Below are 24,190 nucleotides of genomic sequence, written 5' to 3' on the forward strand. Positions count from 1 at the left end.
CATGTGAAAACTGGCTGAAAGGCTGATGGAGATGGATGACGAACGGGTCATGCATGGGCTGGGGCTCGATGAGGCCTACCATGTGGAGCGCGTGCTTGCGAGCAGGCGCGACGGTGCTGTGACGGAGCGCGTGACGCTCGACGGTGCGGGCCCGTTTATCCGCAAGAAGATTCCGCTCGAACAGGCGAATCGCTCGGTGTGGGCGGAGCTCTCCTCCTGCACGTGCCTGCGCTTGCCGCAGATCTCGGCGACATATGAGCTGCCGGATACGTTCGTCGTCGTGTACGCCTACGTTCCCGGCGAGACGCTCGAGACGCGCATCGAGCAGCAGGGAGCCTTGGACGCGTCCGAGGCCGTCCGCATCGCACTCGATGTGTGCGAGGCCGCAGGAGAGCTGCATGCGCACGGAATCGTCCACTGCGATATCAAGCCGAAAAACATCGTGCTGGCGGCCGACGGCGCCCATCTGATCGACATGGACATCGCCTGCATGCTGACGGATGCGCGCAAGAAAAAAGATCGACCCAAAGGCACGGTCGGATTCGCCGCGCCCGAGCAGTTCTTCGGTCGCGCCGATGCGCGCAGCGACGTGCATGCGATCGGATGCGTTTTGGGATATATGCTGACGGGCGTTGATTCCGAGGACGAGGCGTACGAGGAGCGGCTTGCCGATGACGCGCGCGTCACGCCGACGTTGCGCGACGTTATCGAGCAGGCATGTGACTTCGAGCCGAGCCGACGCTTTGCGAGCGCAGAGGCCCTGGCACACGCCTTGCGTCTCTGCGTGGGGGAAGCGCCGGGTGCCACGGAGCACGGGTCCTCTGGAACGGATGCCGGTGTCCCTGGCGATACGGCAGCCAGCGCGGGCGCTGGGGGCGATACGGCAGTCGGCGGGGAGCCGCCGCATCGCTGGCAGGTCAGACAGGATGACCGGCGCGCTTCCGCCGAGTCCGCATCCGTTGCCCGCGCCACGGCGAAAGACCGCCGGACCATCAAGTTCGTGCTGCTCGCACTTGCCGTCGTCTTGGCGCTGTGCGCGGCAGGTATCGCCGTGTTCGAGATCACGGCGCGGGCGCAGCGGCAAGACGACGCGAGCGCTGTTGCGCACGGGGCAGATGGTGCCGACGACGCGGATGCCCAAGGGAACTCCGGTGTCGCAGGGGATGCCGAAGGGGAGGGGGAGCCCGTCGGTGGCGGGCAAGCGCTGTCCGACAGCGTCGAGCGCCCCGTGGACGTCGACCCGCTCGATTCGCTGGAGCTCGTCGAGACGTGGTGGGAGCGCGATACCGACGGGCTGTTCCACTTCGCCTACGGCATCAAAAACACGAGCGAGGACCTCAAGATTGACTTCACGGAGGTGACGCTGACCGGAAGGGACGCATCGGGTGACATCGTGTCGGTCGACAGGCAGGTCATGAGCGATATCTTCCCCGGCCAGGTGCAGTATTTCGGAGGCATCGCGGGCAACGATGTCGCACCCGATTCCGTTGAGTTCACCATCACGCGCCCCAGCTCGCAGGAAGTTGCGCGCACCGACGAGCGGCAAAGCTCGTTTACTATCGACAACGTGTCGGTTGTCCCCGACTCTACCGGGTACGACAGCGTGGTCGGCGAGGTGACGCTCGACGAGGCTGGTGGCGACATGTGGCTTGACCCTTCGACCGTGGCGCTATGCGTCGTGTTGCGTGATGCGCAAGGCGCCATGGTGTTCGGCGACACAGGCTACGCCACGCTGCCGGACGAGGGCGAGACAGCCACCTTCGAGGTGAGGCTCAGCCGTCCACCTGCCTACGAGACCGTCGAGGTGTACGCCATGCCCTGGTAGGGATGCGGTTCGCGGGATGATTTCCTGGCGCTGCCCCAGGTTGGGTACCGGTTCGTTCGTCACCATGTCATAAAACCGAATATGGTCTGTTCTGCCCCGCGCGGATAAGCGACCGCGCGGGGCCATTATTGTGCGCCCGTCGGCCCTCCCATGCACAAATCCCCATCGGATTCCTCAGTTGGGAACTGAGGAATGTCGCGCCGTCGTTCGCGAAAATCGCAAGCACCGTTCTGGAAGGGCCCGAGTGGATCTTGGGCCGAGATGATCCAGGAAGGGGCTGCGTATGGGCAGGCTCGACAACCGAGGTGCGGCAGAACGGCCGCACCGCCACACGCATCGTCAGCCGACGGACGATGCGCGTCTTCGTCGCGGCATTCTTGCCGTCCTGTTACCGGACGGTACAGCATGTGGTGGGAGGGAGGCGACGATGTGGGAACGATCGCAGGTTGAAAAACTGACAGGGCTGAGTCGGCATATGATCCAGGACTTGTGCTACCACAACACCAAAAGTGGCGGCTTGGGCTTTTGGGAGCCGGCGGTATCGAAGCCCGGGTACTCGCGCTTTGACGAGGGCGACCTGTATATGTTCTATCTCGTCGGTCAACTCAAGCGGGCGGGGTTCACCCTGGCGGAGGTTGAGTCCTCGGTGTCGGACATCCTCGAGGACGGGGATGCGCTCGAGCAGACGGTGCGCGCGAAGGCGCGGATGCTACACGACCGTCGTGCGGAATACGACGGCAAGTTGGCGGCGCTCGAGTGCTTGGCCGACGCCGTGGCAGCACAGCCTACGGAGCGCCTGTTTGCGGTGATGGAGGCGGCACTGGTGCGCAGCGTGGAGCGTGCGATCGAGACGGCAGCTCACGTCCTGGACGTGGATGCCAAGGTCGCCGCGCGCGTGCGCATGGGTCTGGATAGGGCAGTCGCTTGGCTACTCGGTGTGCTGCGTGGAGACGAGGATGCGACGGGCTGCTGCTCGGAGTGTCCCGCACTCGTTGGGCGCATCGTCGAGCTCGTTGCCGACGGAGCTGCCCCGACGTGCACGGCAGCCAAGCAAGTCATATGGGACATCGCGCATAAGGTGGCGTGCGGCCAGGTGTCGGATGCCGACAGGGACGGGGCGGATGACGTGCGCGGTTCTGCGGATGTTGGCGACGCCGCCTCCCGGTTTGCCGTTTGTGCGCTCGCGACGTTTTTGTCTGAAGCGGAAAACGGCGTGCCGATCGAGCTCGTCTTTGGGAACGGATCGTTTGCGTTCTTCGCGCAGGCAGCACGCGCCTGCGTAGCGGATACGGATGGATGTCGATAGGAAGGTTGAAAGATGTGCGGATGATACTCGCTGGAAGCATTAACACTCTCGGCGAATATGCAGTAAAAGACGAATGAAGAGACGGAGGTTCCAATGAAGAAGAAGGAAGGATCGAGTGCTTTCAAGCTCTCAAAAATCCATATTGCTGGAATCGTTTTGCTGGCCATGATTGCGTTCTTTGCGTTGAGTAGCTGCATGGGTGAGAAAAAGGAGACTGCTGAGTGGCCGACTGATGGATTGGCGGCGAAATTGCCCTCGCCGGTTGGCGCTGTCGAGTCGGTCGACATGGATGATGAGTCGCTTCGCGCCACGTTCCGCGACTGTTCGGACGAACTTTTTAATGAGTATGTCGATGCCTGCAAGGAGATGGGGTATACCGTCGACGCTGATGGAACTGCATCTCTTTCGTATGATGCGTACTCGGATGAGGGATACAGTCTGCGCCTCTCCCATTATGGATCTGATGATGGTGATATCCAGGTCTATCTCGATGCTCCCATGGAAATGTCGGCAATTACTTGGCCGACAGGTGGTGCCGGTTCTCTCGCTCCGGTGCCGAGTTCTACAACAGGTTCGATCAGCTCTGATAGTTCAACATTCTTCTATGCGTATGTCGGAGACACTTCGATAGATGAATACAACGCGTATGTCGACACGTGCGCAGACGCTGGCTTTACAGTTGATTACGATCGAAATGAAACATCTTATTTTGCCGATGACGCTCACGGCAACCGTATCAGCTTGGGATACGAAGGATTTAACATCATGACCGTTAAGGTCGAGACACCTGATCCCGAGGAAGCGGATGACGTAGCACAGGAAGCGGAGGAGACTCCGGAACCCGAGCCTGCTGAGGAGCCTGAACCCCAGGAGTTCGAGGAGCCTGCGTCTAGTGAAGCGACGGCTTCAGGGGTCTCAAACGATTTCAAGGCAAGCATGGATGAGTATGAGGCTTACTTTGACGAGTACGTTGAGTTCATGAAAGCCTATAACGAGGACCCGACATCTTTGGAGTTGATAGCGAAGTACGGTGACATGATGAAGCAGTACTCCGAAACGATGGAGGCGATGGATGCGATCGATGAGGATAGCCTTTCACCCGAAGACCAGGCGTATTTCATCGAAGTTCAGACTCGTATTAATCAAAAGCTTCTGGAAGTCGCCCAGTAATTAAAAGTCGATGAGTTCGTGCAGAGGTACATCGAGAGCCTGTGCAATACGGATGAGAACGTCAATACCGACATCGGCCGCTCCTATCTCGATCCTCCAAAGGTAGGAGCGGCTTGTCCCTGTCATAAGGGCGAGTTGCCGCTGTGAGATGCCGCGTTCGGCGCGCGCGGCCTGGATGTTGGAGCCGAGGGCTCGCTTTTCGCGCACGTTGTCCATGTTGCAAGCATACGTGCGGTAAGATTGGAGAATGCTCTCTATAGAGAGCATATCTAGATATGATGAGCGAAGGAGTGGCGCCATGGTGTTCAAGCTTCCGAAAAGCAAGATAAGGACAATCAAAGTGGGGGCGATTGCAGCCTCCGTAGGGCTTGTCTTTGGCATCGTCGGAACGCTGTTCGTGGCGAACTATAATCCACCCGACGAAGAGAAAACATTTGCGGATGCGTCGATTGTTTTCGATCGGATCGTTTCGCGAAGCGAACTTGTATCGGTATCTCAGGACTACAACATCGTCGATAAAGTTCGGGATGCGAATACATTTTTCGATTGGTTCGATATTCCCTTTACTGAAAACAGCTTTTGGTATCGCTATACCGGGACTATTAAAGCTGGAGTGAATTTGGAGACTGCGGGCATTGAGCAACAAGGGGCAAAAATCATTATTGAGCTCGATCCTGCATACATCATCTCGAATGATCCCGATATGGATGAGTCGGGTGCGCTTGAAGAAAACAACAACATCTTGAACCCCATCCATGTTGAGGATGTTGACGAATTCCAAAGACTGTGCGAGGAGGAAAGCGAGAGCGAGGCTATAGAAAACGGCTTGCTGGAGGAAGCTCATCTTGAGGCGGAGAGTCGTCTGACGAACCTTTTTTATGCCGCACTGGGCGATGAATACGACGTTGAATTCGTTTGGCGTGAAGAACCAACTGAAAATGAAGCCAGATAGCTTTGTCGTAATTGCCGTGCACGGTTGGAGGGGTATTTCATGAATGCCAAGATGCTCGCTGCGATAGTCGTCGTGGTTTTAGCAATTATCGCTTTCGTCTATATCAACAATGCTGTCTTGTCGTGGAGCTGATAGGAGATTGACAATATGCAGTGCTCGAAATGCGGCATGCAGCTGAAGGATGGTGCGCAGTTTTGCGTGAAATGCGGTGAGCCCGCGCCGTCATCCCATGCGGAATCGGCAGGCAGACGTACTGAAACTTGGGCAGGAGGTATAAAGAAATGCCCTTCATGCGGAGAAGCCCTTCCTTCGTTTTCGGCGTTTTGCCCTGCTTGCGGTTATGAACTCAGAGACGTTGAGGTTGCCGGTGCTGTACGTAGGTTCGGCGATGCGCTCATGGGCTGTTCGGATGCAACTGAACGCGCTCGAGTCGTTGCGGCGTTTCCTGTTCCTAACACCAAAGAGGACATTATCGAGTTTCTTATTCTCGTTTCTACAAACGTCGCCCATTGCGGAGATGAAAATGAATTCGATGCGTGGTGTGCGAAGTTTGATCAGTGCATCCAGAAAGCCGAGCTTGCGTTGGATAAGGGTGGGAGCGATCGGATAGGGCAGCTCGTCTCATCCATTCAAAGCGAAATCGACTCTCAAAAGAAGCGCGCACGGCTTGTCCGGGTGGGTCAATTTGTTACTAAAACCGCAGGCATATATGTCGGTATGGCAATCATGGCCGGCGGCGCACTTCAGGAGCTGGGAGGAGAGAATGGTTCGTTATTCGAGCTCGTCGGTATGCTCGTATTGCTCGTTTCGACGGGCATTGCCGTGTTCGGGAAGCTCGGAGCAACTGGGTGCATCCTTGGTTTTGCCGGAGGCTTCTTCTCGTTCGGATTGGGCAACGTGCTTGAATCGCAGGGTGCCAATGGCTCCCTATACCAATTGGGCGGCGGTTTGATCATGATTCTCTCTGTAATCGGCTCCATCAAATTGATGGCACTTCAATCAAAGAAGTAGCGCGCGATAGGAGCTGCTATGTTTGGCAAGAATGTTTCTACCGGCGGATTTATGGACCAGATCCGCTGCGATGAACCGGATTATCTAATCTGGAAATGGCGTCCTGCGGGCTCGCAGGCCAATGCTCTGGGGCGCGAGAATGCGATCCGTTGGGGCTCTTCCCTGCGCGTGCGCGATGGGTCGGTTGCGGTGTTCGTCTACCACCAAAAGGACGGTACGTGCGAAGACTTCATCGAGGGGCCGTACGACGAGATTCTGAAGACTGCAAATCTGCCTGTGCTTGCCAGCGTTGTTGGGCTTGCGTACGAGGGCGGCACGCCGTTCCAGGCAGAGGTCTACTTCATCAATCTCGCTCATATCATCCAAGTGCGGTTCGGGGTGCCGTTCTTCGATGTTTACGACCCACGCTTCCTCGATTTTGGGGTGCCGGTGGCGGCCCGTGGAACGCTCACGTTCCGTATCAAGGATTACCGGCAGTTCATCAAGCTGCATCGTCTGGATGAATTCGATCTCAATCAGTTTAAGCTTCAGGTTCGCGATGCGATATGCCGCTACATTAAGGCAACGGTCGCGAACGCTCCCTCTGACCTTGGTATTCCTGTCGTGCAAATTGAGCGCGGCATCTCGCAGATCCATGACGCGGTGGCGCCGCAAATCGTTGAGCGCATGAGTGAGAATTTCGGTATCGAGGTATCTGGCATCGATATCTCGGCGCTCGAAATCGATAAGACGAGCGAAGGATACCGTCAGCTCATGTCGGTCACGCGTGATGTCGAGCAGCGGACCGTCCAGGCGCAAACCGATGTGAACATAAAGAACCTGCATGATCAGCAGCGCATCAACGCCGAGAATCTCGAGGAAACCCTGCGCATCCAGCGTGAGGAGGCGCAGCGCATGCAGCGCTTGGCCACGGAGAGCGCGAACTTCTCCGCGTTCCAGGTGGAGAAACAGGCCGAGGTTGGCATTGCGGGCGCTCAAGCGCTCGGCCAGATGGGCGCAAACGGCGCGACCGAGATGGGCGGTGCCGGTGGTGCTGGTGGATTCGATCCAGCCGCGATGATGGCCGGCATGGCCGTTGGAGGTGCCGTTGGTCAAAACGTTGCAGGCATGATGAACGGCATGATGGGAGGGCTTGGGCAGGCTGGTGCTACATCTGCACCGGGTGCCGTGCCTCCTCCGGTTCCGCAGGTTGGCTATCACGTTGCGGTGAACGGTGCCGCTACCGGTCCGTTTGCCATTCCGATGCTGTCTCAGATGCTGTCGGCGGGTACGTTTAGCGCCGATAGCCTCGTATGGAAACCCGGAATGGTCGAATGGCGCTGCGCGGGGGATGTGGATGAGCTCGCTTCCGTTTTCGATGGCAGCACGTCCGCCAGCATGCCGCCTATCCCGCCGACTGCGTAAGGAGAGAAGTATGGACGAGGGCAGCTTCTACTCCATCGATCGCTTGGTGGAGTTCGGTTTGAGCATGGCCGTGGCAACCCAGATGGCGAACTCGATGAATATCGGGCTCCAGAGTATGGTGACGCCGGGCGCCGATAATGCCATGCTGCCCGGCGAGCAGCCGGTCTGGTATGCGGTGCTTGACGGTTCGGCGACAGGGCCGCTTTCCCTCGCCGAGCTCTCGCGCCTGATTGCCGAGAAGCGCGTGACCAAGGAGACCTACGTTTGGAAACCTGGCATGCCTAATTGGAGACTCGCCGAGGATCTGCCGGAAGTGCTGCGGCTTGTGGCGCTTGCTCCACCGCCTGTGCCGGAAGGGTAAGAGTGCTCGGAAGGGGTGTATTAAAATGTAACGAAGCAAGCTCCCTTTACAGTCTGAATGAGACGAACTCTCAATTTGCTGAAGGGCGGGGCGTTCGCTAAATCAATAAACCGCTGTGGACTATAGGACGTGAAGAGCTATGGCAATGGATTACGACTTTAATCTGACAAAAGATGAGGCCGTGCTGCGCACCGTTGACGGCATTACATTTCACGTTTCTCAAGAAGGGTTAGCAAAGTGGATCGATTCTCCAAACAGAATCGGTTTGCTCGCGCTGACCAATCAGCGGCTCTTATTCTGCTGGGAGGAGGGTACGTTCAAGAAGCATCAGGAGTCAGTTTCAATAGCTTTGTCGCAGATTCGTTCACGCGATAACAAATTGCAAATCATCATCAGTATGCCGAAATCGTTCGGCGGGCCGTTTTCCATGACTGTTTACGCCCTTGACCAGCAATATACATTTGAAATTCCACTGTTGAAGAGAGTGGCGATTGATGATTTGGTCAATGCCGCCAATGAGATTGCGTTCGGGGCTTCATCGAAGAAGTCGGCAGTTTCTCCGATGAAAGGGCGCGAGGGCGTCAAAGTTGGAAAAGTGCTATCTGGCGCGCTCAATTCGGCCAAGCCTGTTATCAAAGATGCTGCCGATGCGGCGAAGCCGTTCGTCCCTCTTGCCGCAGAAGTCGTGTCCGCTGCCTTCCCTGGCGTGCGGGCAGTTTCCGATGTGTTGTCAGAAGCGGCCTCCAAATCCGGCAAGGATGCAGGTCAATCGAGTTCGACGAATGACGCCGAATCGGCGAGTGATGCTAAAACGGAGACTGTCACCAAATCAGAAGATCCCCTAGACACTCTGATTAAATTGAAAGAGCTGCTTGATGGTGGAATACTTACACAGGAAGAATTCGACGCAAAAAAGAGGCAGCTTCTCGGTTTGTAGCGTTTATCCGTAATATATGACTTCGGCGTCTGCATAGTTCGGGTTCAGCAGATATCTAAACATGATGCTGACGGATATCAGGCCTATCGTTTGAATAGATGGGGCGGGTTGGGCTAAGTCCCCTAAAAACGTCCTCTCGGATTGCCTGCAGAGAAGTTGACGTATAACACATCGATTTCCTGCACAGCGTCATCGACGGAATAGAACAACGTGAAGGGTGTGTCGGGGATGTTGATGTACCTGCAGGGAAGGGGAAGCTTTGCTGCAGGATAGCTTGGTTCGTAGACTGTGCCAATACGAGGATAGTCGGCAAGAAGCTCGGCATATGTTTCGATACGTTCGAGAATACGCTCGGAATACACATGTTCCTCGATAAAATCGAGAGCGCTGTTTGCAAACGTCACCCGGTACGTCATCAGTGCCAGCCCTTGCGCTCGCGTATGGCGGCAAAGCCGTCCTTTGCGGGCGTCGTATCGCCACTATGAAACTCTTCGATACCTTGAAGAATTCCGCGGTAAACGCGCTCTTCGCGGGAGCGGAGTTCGTCTTGCTCGGCCAGCATACGATTGAACGCCTCGGCGCTCATGACGACCATGTCAGGGCGACCGTTTTTGGTAAAGATGACCGGTTCATCGCTTGCGTGCACTTCGCGCGAGACGTCGGCGAATTTGTTTCTCAGGTCCGATATGGGGCGGATGCTCTGCATGATCTTCTCCCTACGCCCGCATGTCTTATCATAATTATGATAAGACATGCGGGTTGGGACGCCGTCCTATATCCTGGAAATTGGTTGCAAAGCTCCGGTCGCCTGAAGCCCCGGAACTGTTTCCAGCTCTTTAGCTCAACGGGCCGCCATTGCGCTCGCGCTATACTGCGACTCGTACGTCACATTGCTCAGCGGGAGGTCGCCATGCACACCCTGATCGTCTATTGCCATCCGTACGAGCAGAGTTTCTGCCATGCCATGCTTGAGGCGCTCACCGGTCGCTACGAGCGCGAGGGCGTGCCGTACGAGGTCATCGACCTGCACGCCGACGGCTTCGACCCGGTGCTTACGCGCGACGAGCTCGCGGTCTACAACGCCGGTACCGCGCTCGATCCGCTCGTGGCGCGCTATCAGCAGCTCGTTGCCGGCGCGAACCGCCTGGTGTTCATCTTCCCGATCTGGTGGAACGACATGCCCGCCATGCTCAAGGGCTGGCTCGACAAGGTCATGCTTGCCGGCTTCTCATGGGAGGCTACGGGCGCAGGCCTCAAGGGCACGCTCACCTACATCGAATCCGCCGAGGTCTACACGGCGTCCTCGAACCCCACCGCGTTCATCCGCGAGCAGACCGGCGACGCCATCCAGCGCATGTTCATCGACGGCACGCTGTGGCAGCTCGGCATCGGCCATGGCACGTGGGAGAACTTCGGCGGCATGGACCTGTCCACACCTGAGGAGCGCGCGACGTTTCTGGATAAGCTCGCCGGAAAGTAGCGCGTGGTGCGCGTCGAGCGGCACCGCTTGCGTCGGGTGCGCTGCATGACGCGTCCATTCGCCTTTCACAGCAGCTCAAAGTGGTTCTTGTGAAACGCGATGAGGCCGTCGCGCCGCATGCGCGAGAGCTCTGCCGACAGGGCGCTGCGGTCAACACCCAGGTAGTTGGCGAGCTCTTGGCGCGAAAAGGGAATCGCAAAGCTGTTTGATCGGTGCTCGATCGCTTGCTCGGACAGGTAGGACATGACGCGTCCGCGGATCGTCTTTGCGGCCGTGTGCATGATACGGCGCGATAGGGCGAGATTCTTGAGCGCCGAGATGCGCACAAGGTTCTGGATGAGGCGATGGTGCTGCGCGCACGAGCGCCCGCAGACGGTAAGGAGCTTCTCCGCGTTGAGGAACAGCACGGTTGTGGGCTGCGCCGCCACGGCGTCGACCAGCATCTTCTGCTGCGGACTGACGGCGTAAGCCTCGCCGAAGATCTGTCCCGGAGCCACATGGACGAAGATGTCGCTGGCTCCCCAATAGTACGTGGCGACGATATTGACGCTTCCCGCAAGGACAAGCCCCAGATAGCGCACTTCGTCTCCGGCGCGCAGGATGGCCTCTCCCTTGTCGTACGTTCGCGTGTGCGCCTCAAGGCAGGGGAGCATCGCCTCGATTTCGTCGGCGGTAATGCCGTCGAAGATTGCATGATGTGTAAGGGATGCGCAATTCATCGGTTTCTCCAATCCGTTGTCACAACAACATACCCATGGGTCCCTCGGCGATATACCTAGGCGACGCGCGGTCGCAAAAGCTACGCGACCGCCTGCCAAGAGCAAGGAGGGCTCAATGAAGACAATGGAAACCCCGATGTTCTGCTTTCAGTGCGAGCAGACCGCCGGTTGTAGCGCCTGTGTCGGTCGCGCGGGCGTGTGCGGTAAGACGGCGGACGTCGCCCGCCTGCAAGACGAGCTGACCGGCGCGCTTATCGGCTTGGCGCGCGCTGCGGACGGTGCGCGGGAGCGTCCGGGCAGGGCTCGGCTCGTGCTGGAGAGCCTGTTCGCGACGGTGACGAACGTCAACTTTGACGCGGAGGTGCTGCGCGAGCTGATCGACTGCGTCCACGCCGAGCGCGACGCGGCGGCTGCGGGCGACGTAGGCGCTGCGGGCGCCGACTACGACATGGTCGGAATCTGGATGGCCGACGAGGATATCCGATCGCTGAAGTCACTTATCCTGTTCGGCATCCGCGGCATGGCAGCCTATGCCTATCATGCCTGGGTGCTCGGCTACGAGAAGGACGAGCTTGACCGTTTCTTTCTGCGTGCCCTTCGCGCGCTTGGCGAGGATCTGAACGCCGACGAGCTGCTGTCGCTCGCACTCGAGGTGGGCGAGAAGAACCTCGTGTGCATGGAGATGCTCGACCTTGCCAATACGGGCGCCTATGGCACGCCGGTGCCCACCACGGTGCCGCTGCTGGTGGAGAAGGGTCCGTTCATCGTCGTGTCGGGACACGACCTGTTCGTCCTCCACGAACTGCTCGAGCAGACGGCGGGTACGGGTGTGAACGTGTACACGCACGGCGAGATGCTGCCGGCGCACGGGTATCCCGAGCTCAAGAAGTACCCGCATCTCAAGGGCAACTTTGGCACCGCTTGGCAAAACCAGCAGAAGGAGTTCGCCGATATCCCGGCGCCCGTGCTCTTCACCACCAACTGCCTGATGCCGCCGCGCGCGAGCTATGCCGACCGCGTGTTCACCACCGAGGTCGTTGCCTATCCAGGCTTGGTGCATATCGGCGAGGAGCGCGACTATGCCCCCGTCATTCGCCGCGCGCTTGAGCTGGGAGGATATGCAGAAGATCGACAGTTCACCGGTATCAACGGCGGAGCCACGGTGACGACCGGCTTTGCCCACGGTACCGTGCTGGCGGTGGCCGACCACGTGGTGGATGCCGTCAAATCGGGCGAGATTGGGCATTTCTATCTGATCGGCGGGTGCGACGGCGCGCGCCCGGGGCGTAACTATTACACGGAGCTGGTGGAGCGGACGCCGGCAGACAGCGTGGTGCTCACGCTGGCGTGCGGAAAGTACCGCTTCAACGATCTGGACCTGGGGACCGTTGCCGGCTTGCCCCGCCTGATGGACATGGGGCAGTGCAACGATGCGTACAGCGCGATCCGCGTCGCCATGGCGCTTTCGGAGGCGTTTGGATGCGAAGTGAACGAGCTCCCGCTTTCCATCATCCTGTCCTGGTATGAGCAGAAGGCCGTCTGTATTCTGTTGACGCTGCTGTACCTGGGGATCCGCGACATCAAGCTCGGTCCCACGCTGCCCGCGTTCGTGTCGCCCGGCGTTCTTGACTACCTGGTCAAGCAATTCGGCATTGCGCCGATCTCCACGCCTGAAGAAGATTTGCGGCGGTAGCGGCGCGTCTCGGCTGCGCGCCGTGCGTTTTCATGCTGTGGGGCGAAGCGAATGGACCACCTCGCCCCGCGGCATGAAGACGCGGGCGGCCTGAGGCCCGTACCCATTTCGTGCCATGGTTCGCTCTTGGCATAAGATATACAGGGCAGCCTATGAGAGGGGACGCGTATGCAGTGCAAGGAGATCCAGACCGCCGAAGTGCCCAGAGAGGCGCAGGTGATATACGAAGTCGACGACACCCCCGGTCCGATGGACACGATCATGCGTTTCCGCTTCTTTATCATCGGCCTGCTGGTCGTGCTCGGCCTTGTGTCGGCGTTTCCCCTGCGCGCGGTGTTCTCCTCTCCGGATACCTACGCCACATCCATCGCAACGCTTGATGACAAGAAGAACAACGTGCTCGGCATGGTCGCTGCGTCGACCGGCGCCTCGGCAGCCATCACCGCTATCCCTGACGATGTCGGAACGCCTATCGCCGACAAGCTCATGGACCTGAGCACGAACCTCATGCTCGTCCTCGCCGTCATCTATCTCGAGAAATACTTGCTGACCGTCTTCGGCTTCGCAGCCTTTGGCATTTTGATCCCCGCTGCTCTGGCGTGCTTCGTCATCTCGCTCGTGCTGTATTGCCGCTCGACCTTGAGCGGGTCATTTGCCCTGGTGGCGCGCAAGCTTCTGGTGTTGGCGCTCGTGCTGTGGGTGACGGTTCCGGCGGGCGTCGCGGTGACCAACATGATCGATCAGACCTACGAGATCTCCTATGCGACGGAGAGCGTGGAGGGAGTCGAGGCCGAGGCGGAAGCTGAGGAAGACACCGAGGAGGGCGGCAGCCCGATCGACTTCATCATCAGCATCCCCGAGAAAATCGCCGACGCCGCGACGGGTGTCGCCGATGAGATGCTCTCGCAGGTGAACCGCCTGATCGAAGGCGTTGCCGTGATGATCGTCACGTCGTGCATCATCCCGATACTGGTGCTTCTGTTCTTCCTCTGGATGGCGAACCTGCTGCTGGGCATCAACGTCGATGCGCCGCGTCGCATGATCTCGTCGCGTGCCCAGCGTCTGAAGGTGAGCCGCGCCGATATGCAGGCGATGCGCCAGAGTTTGCCCAAGCGTGCGCCGCGCGACGAATAACCGGGGTGTTTAACCCCGGCAAGGAGCGATCGCGCCGCCATGTGCCTTCCGTCGGGCGCATGGCGGCGAATCCCCGCTGGCATGGCATGAGCTATCCGTTGAGACATGCGGTGCGCATGGCGCCCTAAGCACTCCTATTGTTATCGTTATCAGCGGTTATGTTTCGGGTCGGCGGCTTTGCCCGCAGGACCCCATGCGATAAGGAGCAACCATGCTGCAAGATAACGCCATCTGGATGGGTGTGGGCGCCGAGCCCGATTGCAACCACGTGAACCTGCTGCTCAACCAGGCCAACCGCCACGGCCTCATCGCCGGCGCCTCGGGCACGGGCAAGACGGTCACGCTCAAGGTCATGGCCGAGGGCTTTTCCAAGGCCGGTGTCCCGGTCTTCATGGCTGACGTCAAGGGCGATATCACCGGCATGTGCGCGCCGGGCGAGGACACCGAGGACATGCAGAAGCGCATCAAGAAGTTCGGCCTCGAGGGCTTCACCTATGAGGGCTGCCCCACGCGCGTGTGGGACATGACGGGCGGCCAGGGCATTCCGGTGCGCATCACCATCTCCGACATGGGCCCCACGATGCTCGCGCGCCTGCTGGAACTCACCGAGGTGCAGGAGGGCGTGCTCGACATCGTCTTCCGCATCGCCGATGACAAGCAGCTTCTGCTCATCGACCTCAAGGATCTCCGCTCGATGCTCGCCTACGTGTCCGAGCATGCGAAGGAGCACGAGACCACCTACGGTAAGGTCTCGAGCCAGTCGATCGGCGCGATCCTGCGCCAGCTCATCTCCATCGAGGATCAGGGCGGCGAGATCTTCTTCGGCGAGCCCGACATCGACCTTGCCGACTGGTTTGCGTGCGCGCCGAACGGCCAGGGCTACGTGAACATCCTGAACGCCGCCAAGCTCATCCAGAGCCCGCAGATCTACGCCATGTTCCTGCTGTGGATGCTCTCCGAGCTGTTCGACACCCTGCCCGAGGAGGGTGACCTCGACAAGCCCAAGTTCGTGTTCTTCTTCGACGAGGCGCACCTGCTGTTCAACGATATGCCGAGCGAGCTGCTCAACAAGATCGTGCAGGTGGTCAAGCTCATCCGCTCCAAGGGCGTGGGCGTGTACTTCATCACCCAGAGCCCTTCCGACATTCCCGACGAGGTGCTGGCGCAGCTTTCCAACCGCATCCAGCACGGCCTGCGCGCCTACACGCCGGCCGAGCAGAAGGCCGTGCGCGCCGCTGCCGAGTCCTTCCGTGATAACCCTGCGTTCAAGAGCGAAGATGTGATCTTGGAGCTCGGTACCGGCGAGGCGCTCGTCTCGTTCTTGAACGAGGACGGCCAGCCCGAGATCGTCGAGCGCGCCAAGATCCTTCCGCCGCAGTGCCTGATGGCCGCAGCTCCCGAAGCCGACCTCAAGGCTGCGCTCGATGGCCAAGCCGACCTGATGAAGAAGTACGGCGACGCTGTCGACCGCGAGAGCGCCTTCGAGCAGATCGATGATCTGAAGGAAGAGGCCGAGAAGGAAGCCAAGGAAGAGGAAGAGCGCAAGAAGCGCGAGGAGGAGAAGGCGATCAGGGAAAGGGCCAAGGCAAAGGCCGCCGAGAAAGCCGCCATCCGCGCCGAGGTGCGCAAGCAGCGCGCCCGCGAGAAGCAGCAGGAGCAGGTCATGAAGGGCATCAGCAAGGTTGCCACCACCCTGTTCAGCACGTTTGGCCGCGAGGCGACCAAACAGATCACGCGCAACCTGTTCGGCGGTCGCCGCCGCGGATAGTCGCCCACGATAAAGGGGCGCGAAACCCCGCCACATGCGAGCGGGCGGAATCGGGAGAGCCGGTACCGCCCGCTTTCGTATGCGCCTGCGCGATGTCGGACGCCTGCCGTCGTCTCCGTCAGATGATCTCAGTCAAGCAGCTGGGCAATGGCGCGCACGACGGCGTCGGCGGCTTTCGAGACCTGCGCGGGATCCTCGATCTGCAGGATGACCTTGCCCTTGATGCCGAGCTCGGTGATCTCGGAGAAAAAGACGCTCGGGCCGTCGACCACCGGTGACACGCCCTGCGCGGCGTCGCGCGCGAGTGCGATCAGCGCATCGGAGAGGGCATCGATCGACGTGCTCGTCTCGGTGCCATCGCTGCGGTAGCGCGGGATGGCAAACGGCACGGAGACGCGGCTGGCGGGCAGCAGGTGCACGAGCGCCGTCTTGGAGATCACCGAGTTGGGGATGACGACGGTTTGCCCGAGCGGGTCTTTAATCGTGGTGTGGCGCCACGAGATGTCCTGTACCACGCCGATCTCGGCGTCGACCTGGATGTTGTCGCCGGGTTTGATGATGCCCATGAACGCCATCTGCAGGCCGCCGATGAGGTTTGACAGCGTGTCCTGGAAGCCGAGCGAGACGGCGATACCGCCGACGCCAAGGGCAGTGATGATGGCGTTTGAGTTCTGGCCGTAGACGCTGTCGAGGATGATGCTCGCGCCGACCGCCCAGATGACCGCACGCACGATGTTGACGATGATGCTCGATGAGGGCAGGGGATTGCTGTCCTTGTTGAGCAGGTGACGCAGGGCGCGCGCCGCCGCGCGCGACACCGCGATGGTCGCGGCGCCGAGCACGATGGTCCAGAAGATCTGCTGGACGATCTGCATGTTGATTATGCTGAGCACCGTGTTGGCAAGGTCAGGCATGGGGTCTCCCTGGTCGGTTCGTTGCTTTTATGATACCTGCCGCAAGAAAAACGTGCTCGCCGTGTCCGCTTTGTGCCGGCTGCGTGCGGATGTGCTGCGCGAACGGACGCGAACGGGGAATATACTTGGTCGTATGTCGTGCGCGCTGCCGTGTGGTCGGTGCGCGAGGAGGGGAGCGATATGGATCAGGAACGGTATCTGGGAGAGACGACGCCCAAGCTCGGCTTCGGCTTCATGCGCCTGCCGAAGCTCGAGGGCGGCTCGTTTGACATCGAGCAAATCAAAGCCATGGTCGACCGCTTCATGGATGCGGGACTGACGTATTTCGATACCGCGTACGTGTATGACAAGGGCGGCTCTGAACGCGCACTTAAAGAGGCGCTCGTCGATCGCTACCCGCGCGAGCGCTTCACCGTCGCCACGAAAGTGAATGCACGGGTCGCGACCTCGGCCGAAGACGCCCGCCAGCAGCTCGCTACGAGCCTGGAGCGCACGGGCGCCGGGTATTTTGACTACTACCTGCTCCATGCGGTGCAGGAGAGCAACATCGGCGCATACGACGAGTACGGCCTATGGGATTTCGTGCGTGAGCAGAAGGAGGCCGGCACGATCCGCCACTGGGGCTTCTCGTTCCACGGTACCCCGGCGCTGCTGGAGGAGCTGCTGACCAAGCACCCGGACGCCGAGTTCGTGCAGCTGCAGATCAACTATGCCGACTGGGAGCACCCCGAGGTCGCGTCGCGCACCGTCTACGAGATCGCCCGTAAGCACGGCAAGCCCGTGGTGATCATGGAGCCGGTCAAGGGCGGCATGCTCGCCAACCCGATTCCGCAGGTGCAGGAGCTGCTGCGCGCGGCGAACCCCGACGCGTCCTTCGCCTCGTGGGCGATCCGCTACGCTGCCTCGCTCGAGGGCGTCATCACGGTGCTTTCCGGCATGTCCAACCTCGAGCAGGTCGATGACAACATCTCGTACATGCGCGATTTCCAGCCTCTGAGCGCCGAGGAGCAGCGCGTGATCGGTGCGGCCCAGGAAGTCTTCGCAAGCATGGACTCCATCCCCTGCACGGCGTGCCGGTACTGCACGGACGGCTGCCCGATGCACATCCCCATCCCGAGCATCTTCGCCGCACGGAACAAGCAGACCGTATGGGGCCTTAACGAGCAGGCGAAAAAGGACTACGAGGAGGCTGCCGGCGTCGAGGGCGCGGGCAGGGCGGACGCGTGCATCGCGTGCGGTCAGTGCGAAGCGGCATGCCCACAGCACATCCACATCATCGATGCGCTGCGCGACTGCGCGGAGGCCTTCGAAGGGTAGATGGTACTAAGACGCCTGGGGCATGCCAGCCGGGGATGAAAACACCCTAGGGATTATTTTACATGGCGTATTTTTAAAATACGCCATGTAAAATAATCCCTAGGGTGTTTTCATCCCCGGCTGGCCGGAGGGCAGTGCTTTGATGTCCGAGACCGGAGCTCTAGCTGAGCAGCATGCGGTCGTTGGCGAGCTCGCCGCCCGAGACCTCCTCGAACTTCTGGAGCAGGTCGGCCACGGTGAGCGCGCGCTTCTCCTCGCCGGCCACGTCGTAGATGATGCGGCCCTCGTGCATCATGATCAGACGGTTGCCCAGACGGATGGCGTCGTTCATGTTGTGGGTGACCATGAGGGTGGTCAGATGGTGCTCGCCGACGATCTTCTCGGTGAGCTCGAGCACCTTGGCGGCCGTCTTGGGGTCAAGAGCGGCGGTGTGCTCGTCGAGCAGCAGCAGCTTGGGCTCGGTGAGGGTCGCCATGAGCAGCGTCAGTGCCTGACGCTGGCCGCCGGACAGCAGGCCGACCTTGCTGGTCAGGCGCTTCTCGAGCCCCAGTCCCAGCTCGCGCAGGCGCTCGGCGTACTCGTCCTTCTCGGCCTTCGTGACGCCCCAGGCAAGGGTGCGCGTCTTGCCGCGGCGCTTTGCCATGGCGAGGTTCTCGACGATCTGCATGTCAGCAGCGGTACCCATCATGGGGTCCTGGAACACGCGGCCCAGGTACTTGGCGCGCGCGGGCTCGGACAAAAGCGAGATGTTCTTGCCGTCGAGCTCGATCACGCCCGAATCGATGGGGTACACGCCGGCCACCATGTTCATGAGGGTGGACTTGCCGGCGCCGTTGCCGCCGATGACGGTCACGAAGTCGCCGGGGGCCAGGTGCAGGTTCACGTTGACGAGCGCACGCTTCTCGTTGATGGTGCCAGCGTTAAAGGTCTTGCAGACATCCTTGACGTTCAGCATGGCCTATCGACCTCCTTCCGGGCGCGAGGCGCGGGTGTAGGAGCGCTTCAGCTGGTACTTCTCCCACACGACCGGGATGCACAGGGCGAGCGCAACGATGATGGCGGACAGCAGCTTCATGTCGTTGGCGTCCATGCCCATCTGGAGCACGATGGCGCGGATGAGGAAGTAGACCACGGAGCCCACGACGGCGGACGCCAGGCGACCGCCGAATGCATGCAGCTTGGCGCCGGGCAGAACGCGCCACAGCACCTCGCCGATGACGATGGCGGCAAGGCCGATGACGATGGCGCCCGTACCCATGCCGATGTCGGCGTACTTCTGGCTCTCGCAGATCAGGCCGCCGGAGAGACCCACGAGGCCGTTCGACAGGATGAGGGCGATCATCTTGGTGACCTTGGTGTTGACGCCGAGCGCACGCACCATGGCCTCGTTGTTGCCGGTGGCGCGGCAGGCCGATCCGATCTCGGTGCCAAAGAACCAGTACAGCGCGACGATGATCACGACGGCCACGATCAGGCCGACGATGATGGCACCGGCGTTGGTGGACAGGCCGGTCACGTCGGTGACGCGCGAGAAGATGGTGTCGTTTTTGAGCAAGGGCGTGTTGGACTTGCCCATGATGCGCAGGTTGATGGACCACAGGCCGATCTGGGTGAGGATTCCGGCGAGAATCGCGGGGATCTCGAACACGGTGTGCAAAAAGCCCGTGACCGCACCGGCGACCATGCCGGCGAGCATGGCGATAAGAATCGCCAACAAGGGGTCCATGCCAGCGACCACGAGCACGGCGCACACGCTGCCGCCGAGCGCGAAGCTGCCGTCGACGGTCAGGTCGGCGATGTCAAGCAGCTTGTACGTGATGAACACGCCCAGGACCATGATGCCCCAGAGGATACCCTGAGATACGGCGCCTAGCAGAGCAAGCCCCATATCGTTCCCTCCTTCAGGTGAGCCAAATGAACCCCGGCGAGCACGCCCGTCGGGGTTCATCGCATAAACGATGCAGATACACCGCGCAAGTGTATCACTTTATGCAGGGACGGTCAGGGGACGCGGTCCGTGTAACCCTTCTGAAACGACGGGGCCAAACGTCAGGTTGCGGCCGGCCGCAAGAGCGACAAGTCTGTACCTGGCACCATCTTGTCGCTTTGAAAAAACGGCCGGGACGCGTTTGTCCCGGCCGCCTAATCGGTTGCGTGTGCTGGTGTGCGCCTTACGCGCTCACGTCGGTGCCGCCCTCCTCGGCGAGCATCGAGACATCCACGCCGACCTCGTCGGCGGTCGCCTGGTTGTAGACGAGGTCGCACTCGTCGGCGGTCATCGTGCCGATGGCCATCTCGGCCGGGTCGGCGTCCTCGGTCAGAATCTCGACGGCCATCTCTCCTGCGCGGTAGCCGAGTTCCTCGTAGTTGATGGAGACGCTCGCCAGGCCGCCGTTCTCAACCATGCCGACCTCGCCGCAGATGGTGGGCACGCCCGCCTCGTTGGCCACCATGGCGACCGTGGTCATGCCGGCGGCGATGGTGTTGTCGGTCGGGGTGTAGATCGCATCGACGGAGCCGACCATGGACTCGACGACCTGCTGGATCTCGTTGGAGGAGGACACGGTGTAGCGCTCATGCGCGATGCCCAGTGCGTCGAGCTCCTCTTCGGCCATGGCAATCTGGATGTCGGAGTTGGACTCGGCGGTGCAGTAGAGCAGGCCCACGGTCTTGGCGTCGGGGAGCAGCTGCTGCAGCAGGTCCATCTGGTCGGCCACGGGGTTCATGTCCGAGGTGCCGGTGAGGTTGCCGCCGGGCGCGTCGTTGTCCTCGACAAGGCCGGAGGCAGCGAAGTCGGTGATGGCGGTGCCCACGATGGGGATGTCGCTCGTGGCTCCCGCGACGGCCTGGGCCGCCGGGGTCGCGATGGCCAAGATCAGGTCGCAGCCGTCGTTGACCAGGGTCTGCGCGATGGTCTGGCAGGCGGACTGATCGTTCTGGGCGTTCTGCTGCTCGATGGTGTAGGAGATGCCGGAATCGTCGAGCGCCTTGACGAAGCCGGCGTTGGCGGCATCGAGCGCGGTGTGCTCGGTCAGCTGCAAAACGCCGATCTTGTAGGTGGTGCCATCGCCGGAAGGCGCGGCCGATCCGTTGCCCGTGGATTCACCGCCGCAGCCGGCAAGGCCGAGCGCACCGGTGAGGGCGACGGCGCCCATGCCGGCGAAGCCCTTGGCAAACGTGCGACGGGAAATCGTGTTGCGGTTCATGACGTTCCTCCTTGGTCCCTGCGGATGCTGTAGGGTGTGATGCGCCGGGCGTGCGCCCCTGCGCATGGCGTGCTAGACGATCTCGGCGTCCTCGAGGCCGGAGATATCGATGCCGACCTCGTCGGCGGTCGCCTGGTTGGCGATGAGCTGGCAGTCCTCAGCCTCAAGATAGGCGATGGGCATCTCGGCGGGATCGGCGCCCTCGGTCAGGATCTCGACGGCCATCTCGCCGGCCTTGTAGCCCAGGTCGTAGTAGTTGATGGAATAGGAGGCTAGGCCGCCGTCCTCGACCATGGTGTCGCAGCCCACGATGACGGGCAGGTCGTTCTCGTTGGCAACCATGGACACGGTCGCCATGCCGGCGGCGATGGTGTTGTCGGTCGGGGTGTAGATCGCGTCGACCTTGCCGACCATGGACTCGATCACCTGCTGGATCTCGTTGGAGGAGGACACGGTGTAGCGCTCGTGGGCGATGCCTGCGGCGTCGAGCGCCTCCTCGGCCATGGAGATCTGGACCTCGGAGTTGGACTCGGCGGTGCAGTAGAGCAGGCCCACGGTCTTGGCGTCGGGCACGAGCTGCTCGAGCAGCTCGATCTGGTCGGTGACGGGCGTGAGGTCGGAGCTGCCGGTCACGTTGCCGCCGGGCTCCTCATTGGAGGCGACGAGGCCGGACTCGGCGAAGTCGGTGATGGCGGTGCCGATGATGGGGATGTCGCTCGTGGCGCTCGAGACGGCCTGTGCCGCCGGGGTGCCGATGGCGAGGATGAGGTCGTCGCCATCGTTTACAAGCTTGCTCGCGATGGTCTGGCAGGCGGACTGGTCGTTCTGCGCGTTCTGCTGGTCGATCTCGTAGGAGATGCCGGCGTCGTCGAGCGCTGCCACGAAGCCCTCGTTGGAGGCGTCGAGCGCGGCGTGCTCGGTCAGCTGCAGGACGCCGATCTTGTACGTGGTGCCGCTCGCGGCGGCAGAAGAGCTACCTTCGGAGGTCTCGCCGCCACCACCGCACGCGGCGAGCGCCAAGGCGAGCGTTCCCGCAACGACGGCGGAGGCGATGGTCTTAAGCCGGTTCATGGGCGCAACCTTCCTTCCTCGGGATATCCCGAACAATCTGTCTCGTGGGCGCCAGGCGGCGCTCCGGTCCAATAGTGCGAAGTAAGCCAACATGATAGGGGTGGGCTCCGCGCGCCCGGTACGCTCGAGCTGGGTGACACCAATTGTTAATCTTCGCGCCGGTGGGCGAGAGAAACACCGCGCTTGCCGATGCTCGGATGCGATTTCTTTCCGGGTCCTTGTGACATTGGGCGGAGCTTGCCCCGCCACGCTCCCCGGGATGTGATTTCACCCTAGGGATTTTCTTACATTGGGCAGGGTTTGCCCTGCCCAATGTAAGAAAATCCCTAGGGTGAAATCACATCGACAAAGGAAACGGCCCGCTGCAGCACGCCGGATTGTCTCGAAGCGAGGCGGCATAGGCCTTATGGGCCATGCCGCTGAAGCTGAGGGGCAAGGCGGCGTGCTGCAGCGGGCCGATCAGGTTGAGCGGACTCTAAAACTCGGCGTTGCCGACGGTGCGCGGATGCGGGATGACGTCGCGAATGTTGCCCACGCCGGTGAGGTACATGACCAGGCGCTCGAAGCCCAGGCCGAAGCCCGCGTGCTTGCAGGTACCAAAGCGGCGCAGGTCAAGATAGTACTTGTACTGGCTGGCGTCCATGCCGAGCTCGGCAATGCGGCGCTCGAGGACGTCCAGGCGCTCCTCGCGCTGGGAGCCGCCGATGATCTCGCCGATGCCGGGCACCAGGCAGTCCGCTGCGGCGACGGTCTTGCCGTCGTCGTTCATGCGCATGTAGAACGCCTTGATCTCGGCGGGGTAGTCGGTCACGAACGTCGGGCACTTGAAGTGCTCCTCGGTGAGGAAGCGCTCGTGCTCGGTCTGCAGGTCGATGCCCCAGCTCACGGGATACTCAAACGTGTGGCCAGCGGCGACCGCGGCCTCGAGGATCTGAACAGCCTCGGTGTAGGTCACGCGCGCGAAGTCGGAGCTTGCCACGTGCGTCAGGCGGGCGATGAGGCCCTTGTCCACGAACTTGTTGAGCATGTTGAGCTCGTCGGGGCACTTCTCCATGACGTCGTTGATGACGTACTTGAGCATGGCCTCGGCGAGGTCCATGCCGTCGGAGAGGTCGGCGAAGGCGATCTCGGGCTCGATCATCCAGAACTCGGCGGCGTGGCGCGTGGTGTTGGAGTTCTCGGCGCGGAAGGTGGGGCCAAAGGTGTAGACGTCGCCGAAGGCCATGGCGAAGTTCTCGGCGTTGAGCTGGCCGGACACGGTGAGCGAGGCGGCCTTGCCGAAGAAGTCCTGGCTCCAGTCGGTCTCACCGGCGTCGGTGGTGGGGGCGTGCGCGGGATCAAACGTCGTGACGTGGAACATCTCGCCGGCGCCCTCGCAGTCGGAGGTGGTGATGATCGGCGTGTTCACGTAGACGAAGCCGCGGTCCTGGAAGAAGCGGTGGATGGCGGCGGCGGCAACGGAGCGGATGCGGAACACGGCGCGGAACAGGTTCGTGCGCGGGCGCAGGTGCTGCTGGGTGCGCAGGAACTCGACGGTGGCGCGCTTCTTCTGCAGCGGGTAGTCGGGCGCGGAGGGGCCGGCGACCTCGATGGTCTCGGCGGTGAGCTCGAAGGGCTGCGGTGCGTCGGGCGTGAGCTTGACGGTGCCGGTCGCGACGAGCGCGGCGGACACGTTCTGGTGCGCGATCTCGTCGTAGTTGGCGAGGTCGTCACGGTTCATGACGATCTGCAGGTCCTTGAAGCAGCTGCCGTCGTTGACGGTCACGAAGCCGAAGTTCTTCATGTCACGGACGGACTTGACCCATCCGGCGACGGTGACGCGGCTGCCGCCGAGTGCCTCGGCATCGGCGTAGAGCTGGGCGATCTTGGTGCGATCCATAAAGACCTCTGTTCTTAGATATGAGCGGATAGACTGGCCGCCC

At 61.0% G+C, this 24,190-nt stretch carries 23 protein-coding genes; 13 read left to right on the forward strand and 10 right to left on the reverse strand.

Going from position 1 to position 24,190, the window contains the following annotated elements; translation table 11 throughout:
- Positions 1 to 31: 31 nt before the first annotated feature.
- The 3 genes from QUW00_RS04795 to QUW00_RS04805 all read left to right on the forward strand — a co-directional run bounded on the left by QUW00_RS04795 (position 32) and on the right by QUW00_RS04805 (position 4,301).
- The gene (locus tag QUW00_RS04795) at positions 32 to 1,825 is read left to right on the forward strand and encodes a serine/threonine protein kinase (RefSeq protein ID WP_289613248.1); all 1,794 of its coding nucleotides are present in this window, start codon (positions 32 to 34) and stop codon (positions 1,823 to 1,825) included.
- A gap of 475 nt (positions 1,826 to 2,300) precedes the next feature.
- Positions 2,301 to 3,131, forward strand: a complete 831-nt coding sequence (locus tag QUW00_RS04800; protein ID WP_289613249.1) for a hypothetical protein — start codon at positions 2,301 to 2,303, stop codon at positions 3,129 to 3,131.
- A 93-nt stretch (positions 3,132 to 3,224) separates the two neighbouring features.
- Positions 3,225 to 4,301, forward strand: a complete 1,077-nt coding sequence (locus QUW00_RS04805; protein WP_289613250.1) for a DUF6591 domain-containing protein — start codon at positions 3,225 to 3,227, stop codon at positions 4,299 to 4,301.
- Here QUW00_RS04805 and QUW00_RS04810 read toward each other — a convergent pair whose 3' ends face one another.
- Positions 4,302 to 4,517: a helix-turn-helix domain-containing protein gene (locus QUW00_RS04810; RefSeq protein ID WP_289613251.1), complete on the reverse strand. Its 216-nt coding sequence runs from the start codon at positions 4,515 to 4,517 to the stop codon at positions 4,302 to 4,304.
- Positions 4,518 to 4,599: 82 nt separating this feature from the next.
- Between QUW00_RS04810 and QUW00_RS04815 the strand changes: the two genes are divergently transcribed.
- The 5 genes from QUW00_RS04815 to QUW00_RS04835 all read left to right on the forward strand — a co-directional run bounded on the left by QUW00_RS04815 (position 4,600) and on the right by QUW00_RS04835 (position 8,966).
- Positions 4,600 to 5,253: a DUF4230 domain-containing protein gene (locus QUW00_RS04815; protein WP_289613252.1), complete on the forward strand. Its 654-nt coding sequence runs from the start codon at positions 4,600 to 4,602 to the stop codon at positions 5,251 to 5,253.
- Positions 5,254 to 5,400: 147 nt separating this feature from the next.
- Positions 5,401 to 6,264 (forward strand): zinc ribbon domain-containing protein, encoded by an 864-nt coding sequence (locus QUW00_RS04820; RefSeq protein ID WP_289613253.1) that lies wholly within the window; start codon positions 5,401 to 5,403, stop codon positions 6,262 to 6,264.
- Between the two features lie 18 nt (positions 6,265 to 6,282).
- The gene (locus tag QUW00_RS04825) at positions 6,283 to 7,668 is read left to right on the forward strand and encodes an SPFH domain-containing protein (RefSeq protein WP_289613254.1); all 1,386 of its coding nucleotides are present in this window, start codon (positions 6,283 to 6,285) and stop codon (positions 7,666 to 7,668) included.
- A gap of 10 nt (positions 7,669 to 7,678) precedes the next feature.
- The gene (locus QUW00_RS04830) at positions 7,679 to 8,029 is read left to right on the forward strand and encodes a DUF4339 domain-containing protein (protein ID WP_289613255.1); all 351 of its coding nucleotides are present in this window, start codon (positions 7,679 to 7,681) and stop codon (positions 8,027 to 8,029) included.
- Between the two features lie 139 nt (positions 8,030 to 8,168).
- Positions 8,169 to 8,966, forward strand: coding sequence for an SHOCT domain-containing protein (locus tag QUW00_RS04835; RefSeq protein WP_289613256.1), 798 nt, complete (start codon positions 8,169 to 8,171; stop codon positions 8,964 to 8,966).
- 122 nt (positions 8,967 to 9,088) lie between these two features.
- On the opposite strand, the gene QUW00_RS04840 is transcribed toward QUW00_RS04835, so the two are convergent.
- Complete coding sequence (locus QUW00_RS04840) at positions 9,089 to 9,382, reverse strand: type II toxin-antitoxin system RelE/ParE family toxin (RefSeq protein WP_289613257.1); 294 nt, start codon at positions 9,380 to 9,382, stop codon at positions 9,089 to 9,091.
- Entirely contained in the window at positions 9,382 to 9,672 is a 291-nt protein-coding gene (locus tag QUW00_RS04845) for a type II toxin-antitoxin system Phd/YefM family antitoxin (RefSeq protein ID WP_289613258.1), read from the reverse strand. The genes QUW00_RS04840 and QUW00_RS04845 overlap by 1 nt, the downstream gene beginning before the upstream one ends.
- A 204-nt stretch (positions 9,673 to 9,876) precedes the next feature.
- On the opposite strand from QUW00_RS04845, the gene QUW00_RS04850 reads away from it, so the two are divergent.
- Positions 9,877 to 10,446, forward strand: a complete 570-nt coding sequence (locus tag QUW00_RS04850) for an NAD(P)H-dependent oxidoreductase (protein WP_289613259.1) — start codon at positions 9,877 to 9,879, stop codon at positions 10,444 to 10,446.
- A 65-nt stretch (positions 10,447 to 10,511) separates the two neighbouring features.
- On the opposite strand, the gene QUW00_RS04855 is transcribed toward QUW00_RS04850, so the two are convergent.
- Positions 10,512 to 11,165 (reverse strand): Crp/Fnr family transcriptional regulator, encoded by a 654-nt coding sequence (locus QUW00_RS04855; protein WP_289613260.1) that lies wholly within the window; start codon positions 11,163 to 11,165, stop codon positions 10,512 to 10,514.
- Positions 11,166 to 11,280: 115 nt separating this feature from the next.
- Between QUW00_RS04855 and hcp the strand changes: the two genes are divergently transcribed.
- The 3 genes from hcp to QUW00_RS04870 all read left to right on the forward strand — a co-directional run bounded on the left by hcp (position 11,281) and on the right by QUW00_RS04870 (position 15,760).
- Positions 11,281 to 12,858, forward strand: coding sequence for a hydroxylamine reductase (hcp, locus tag QUW00_RS04860; protein WP_289613261.1), 1,578 nt, complete (start codon positions 11,281 to 11,283; stop codon positions 12,856 to 12,858).
- A 168-nt stretch (positions 12,859 to 13,026) separates the two neighbouring features.
- The gene (locus QUW00_RS04865) at positions 13,027 to 13,992 is read left to right on the forward strand and encodes a hypothetical protein (protein WP_289613262.1); all 966 of its coding nucleotides are present in this window, start codon (positions 13,027 to 13,029) and stop codon (positions 13,990 to 13,992) included.
- Between the two features lie 211 nt (positions 13,993 to 14,203).
- On the forward strand, positions 14,204 to 15,760 hold the full coding sequence (locus QUW00_RS04870) for a helicase HerA-like domain-containing protein (protein ID WP_289613263.1): 1,557 nt from the start codon (positions 14,204 to 14,206) through the stop codon (positions 15,758 to 15,760).
- 128 nt (positions 15,761 to 15,888) lie between these two features.
- On the opposite strand, the gene QUW00_RS04875 is transcribed toward QUW00_RS04870, so the two are convergent.
- Positions 15,889 to 16,674 (reverse strand): mechanosensitive ion channel family protein, encoded by a 786-nt coding sequence (locus tag QUW00_RS04875; protein WP_289613264.1) that lies wholly within the window; start codon positions 16,672 to 16,674, stop codon positions 15,889 to 15,891.
- A gap of 180 nt (positions 16,675 to 16,854) precedes the next feature.
- Between QUW00_RS04875 and QUW00_RS04880 the strand changes: the two genes are divergently transcribed.
- The gene (locus tag QUW00_RS04880; RefSeq protein ID WP_289613265.1) at positions 16,855 to 17,991 is read left to right on the forward strand and encodes an aldo/keto reductase; all 1,137 of its coding nucleotides are present in this window, start codon (positions 16,855 to 16,857) and stop codon (positions 17,989 to 17,991) included.
- Between the two features lie 160 nt (positions 17,992 to 18,151).
- On the opposite strand, the gene QUW00_RS04885 is transcribed toward QUW00_RS04880, so the two are convergent.
- The 5 genes from QUW00_RS04885 to asnS form a co-directional block, all read right to left on the reverse strand.
- Positions 18,152 to 18,946, reverse strand: coding sequence for an ABC transporter ATP-binding protein (locus QUW00_RS04885; RefSeq protein WP_289613266.1), 795 nt, complete (start codon positions 18,944 to 18,946; stop codon positions 18,152 to 18,154).
- A gap of 3 nt (positions 18,947 to 18,949) precedes the next feature.
- Positions 18,950 to 19,879 carry an ABC transporter permease gene (locus tag QUW00_RS04890; RefSeq protein WP_289613267.1) on the reverse strand — a complete coding sequence of 310 codons (930 nt, stop codon included), beginning with the start codon at positions 19,877 to 19,879 and terminating at the stop codon, positions 18,950 to 18,952.
- 283 nt (positions 19,880 to 20,162) lie between these two features.
- Positions 20,163 to 21,197, reverse strand: a complete 1,035-nt coding sequence (locus tag QUW00_RS04895; RefSeq protein WP_289613268.1) for an ABC transporter substrate-binding protein — start codon at positions 21,195 to 21,197, stop codon at positions 20,163 to 20,165.
- Positions 21,198 to 21,269: 72 nt separating this feature from the next.
- Positions 21,270 to 22,268 (reverse strand): ABC transporter substrate-binding protein, encoded by a 999-nt coding sequence (locus QUW00_RS04900; protein WP_289613269.1) that lies wholly within the window; start codon positions 22,266 to 22,268, stop codon positions 21,270 to 21,272.
- Positions 22,269 to 22,743: 475 nt separating this feature from the next.
- Positions 22,744 to 24,147 carry an asparagine--tRNA ligase gene (gene asnS, locus QUW00_RS04905; RefSeq protein WP_289613270.1) on the reverse strand — a complete coding sequence of 468 codons (1,404 nt, stop codon included), beginning with the start codon at positions 24,145 to 24,147 and terminating at the stop codon, positions 22,744 to 22,746.
- Between the last annotated feature and the right edge of the window lie 43 nt (positions 24,148 to 24,190).

Source organism: Collinsella tanakaei (genome assembly GCF_030373545.1).
GTDB classification, from domain to species: domain Bacteria; phylum Actinomycetota; class Coriobacteriia; order Coriobacteriales; family Coriobacteriaceae; genus Collinsella; species Collinsella tanakaei_C.

Coding starts and splice junctions, on each gene's coding strand:
- hcp (WP_289613261.1), top strand. CDS start 11,281: ATGAAGACAATGGAAACCCCGATGTTCTGCTTTCAGTGCGAGCAGACC.
- QUW00_RS04815 (WP_289613252.1), top strand. CDS start 4,600: ATGGTGTTCAAGCTTCCGAAAAGCAAGATAAGGACAATCAAAGTGGGG.
- QUW00_RS04865 (WP_289613262.1), top strand. CDS start 13,027: ATGCAGTGCAAGGAGATCCAGACCGCCGAAGTGCCCAGAGAGGCGCAG.
- QUW00_RS04830 (WP_289613255.1), top strand. CDS start 7,679: ATGGACGAGGGCAGCTTCTACTCCATCGATCGCTTGGTGGAGTTCGGT.
- QUW00_RS04825 (WP_289613254.1), top strand. CDS start 6,283: ATGTTTGGCAAGAATGTTTCTACCGGCGGATTTATGGACCAGATCCGC.
- QUW00_RS04890 (WP_289613267.1), bottom strand. CDS start 19,879: ATGGGGCTTGCTCTGCTAGGCGCCGTATCTCAGGGTATCCTCTGGGGC.
- QUW00_RS04810 (WP_289613251.1), bottom strand. CDS start 4,517: ATGGACAACGTGCGCGAAAAGCGAGCCCTCGGCTCCAACATCCAGGCC.
- QUW00_RS04875 (WP_289613264.1), bottom strand. CDS start 16,674: ATGCCTGACCTTGCCAACACGGTGCTCAGCATAATCAACATGCAGATC.
- QUW00_RS04885 (WP_289613266.1), bottom strand. CDS start 18,946: ATGCTGAACGTCAAGGATGTCTGCAAGACCTTTAACGCTGGCACCATC.
- asnS (WP_289613270.1), bottom strand. CDS start 24,147: ATGGATCGCACCAAGATCGCCCAGCTCTACGCCGATGCCGAGGCACTC.
- QUW00_RS04835 (WP_289613256.1), top strand. CDS start 8,169: ATGGCAATGGATTACGACTTTAATCTGACAAAAGATGAGGCCGTGCTG.
- QUW00_RS04895 (WP_289613268.1), bottom strand. CDS start 21,197: ATGAACCGCAACACGATTTCCCGTCGCACGTTTGCCAAGGGCTTCGCC.
- QUW00_RS04820 (WP_289613253.1), top strand. CDS start 5,401: ATGCAGTGCTCGAAATGCGGCATGCAGCTGAAGGATGGTGCGCAGTTT.
- QUW00_RS04800 (WP_289613249.1), top strand. CDS start 2,301: ATGATCCAGGACTTGTGCTACCACAACACCAAAAGTGGCGGCTTGGGC.
- QUW00_RS04900 (WP_289613269.1), bottom strand. CDS start 22,268: ATGAACCGGCTTAAGACCATCGCCTCCGCCGTCGTTGCGGGAACGCTC.
- QUW00_RS04870 (WP_289613263.1), top strand. CDS start 14,204: ATGCTGCAAGATAACGCCATCTGGATGGGTGTGGGCGCCGAGCCCGAT.
- QUW00_RS04855 (WP_289613260.1), bottom strand. CDS start 11,165: ATGAATTGCGCATCCCTTACACATCATGCAATCTTCGACGGCATTACC.
- QUW00_RS04795 (WP_289613248.1), top strand. CDS start 32: ATGGATGACGAACGGGTCATGCATGGGCTGGGGCTCGATGAGGCCTAC.
- QUW00_RS04850 (WP_289613259.1), top strand. CDS start 9,877: ATGCACACCCTGATCGTCTATTGCCATCCGTACGAGCAGAGTTTCTGC.
- QUW00_RS04840 (WP_289613257.1), bottom strand. CDS start 9,382: ATGACGTACCGGGTGACGTTTGCAAACAGCGCTCTCGATTTTATCGAG.
- QUW00_RS04880 (WP_289613265.1), top strand. CDS start 16,855: ATGGATCAGGAACGGTATCTGGGAGAGACGACGCCCAAGCTCGGCTTC.
- QUW00_RS04845 (WP_289613258.1), bottom strand. CDS start 9,672: ATGCAGAGCATCCGCCCCATATCGGACCTGAGAAACAAATTCGCCGAC.
- QUW00_RS04805 (WP_289613250.1), top strand. CDS start 3,225: ATGAAGAAGAAGGAAGGATCGAGTGCTTTCAAGCTCTCAAAAATCCAT.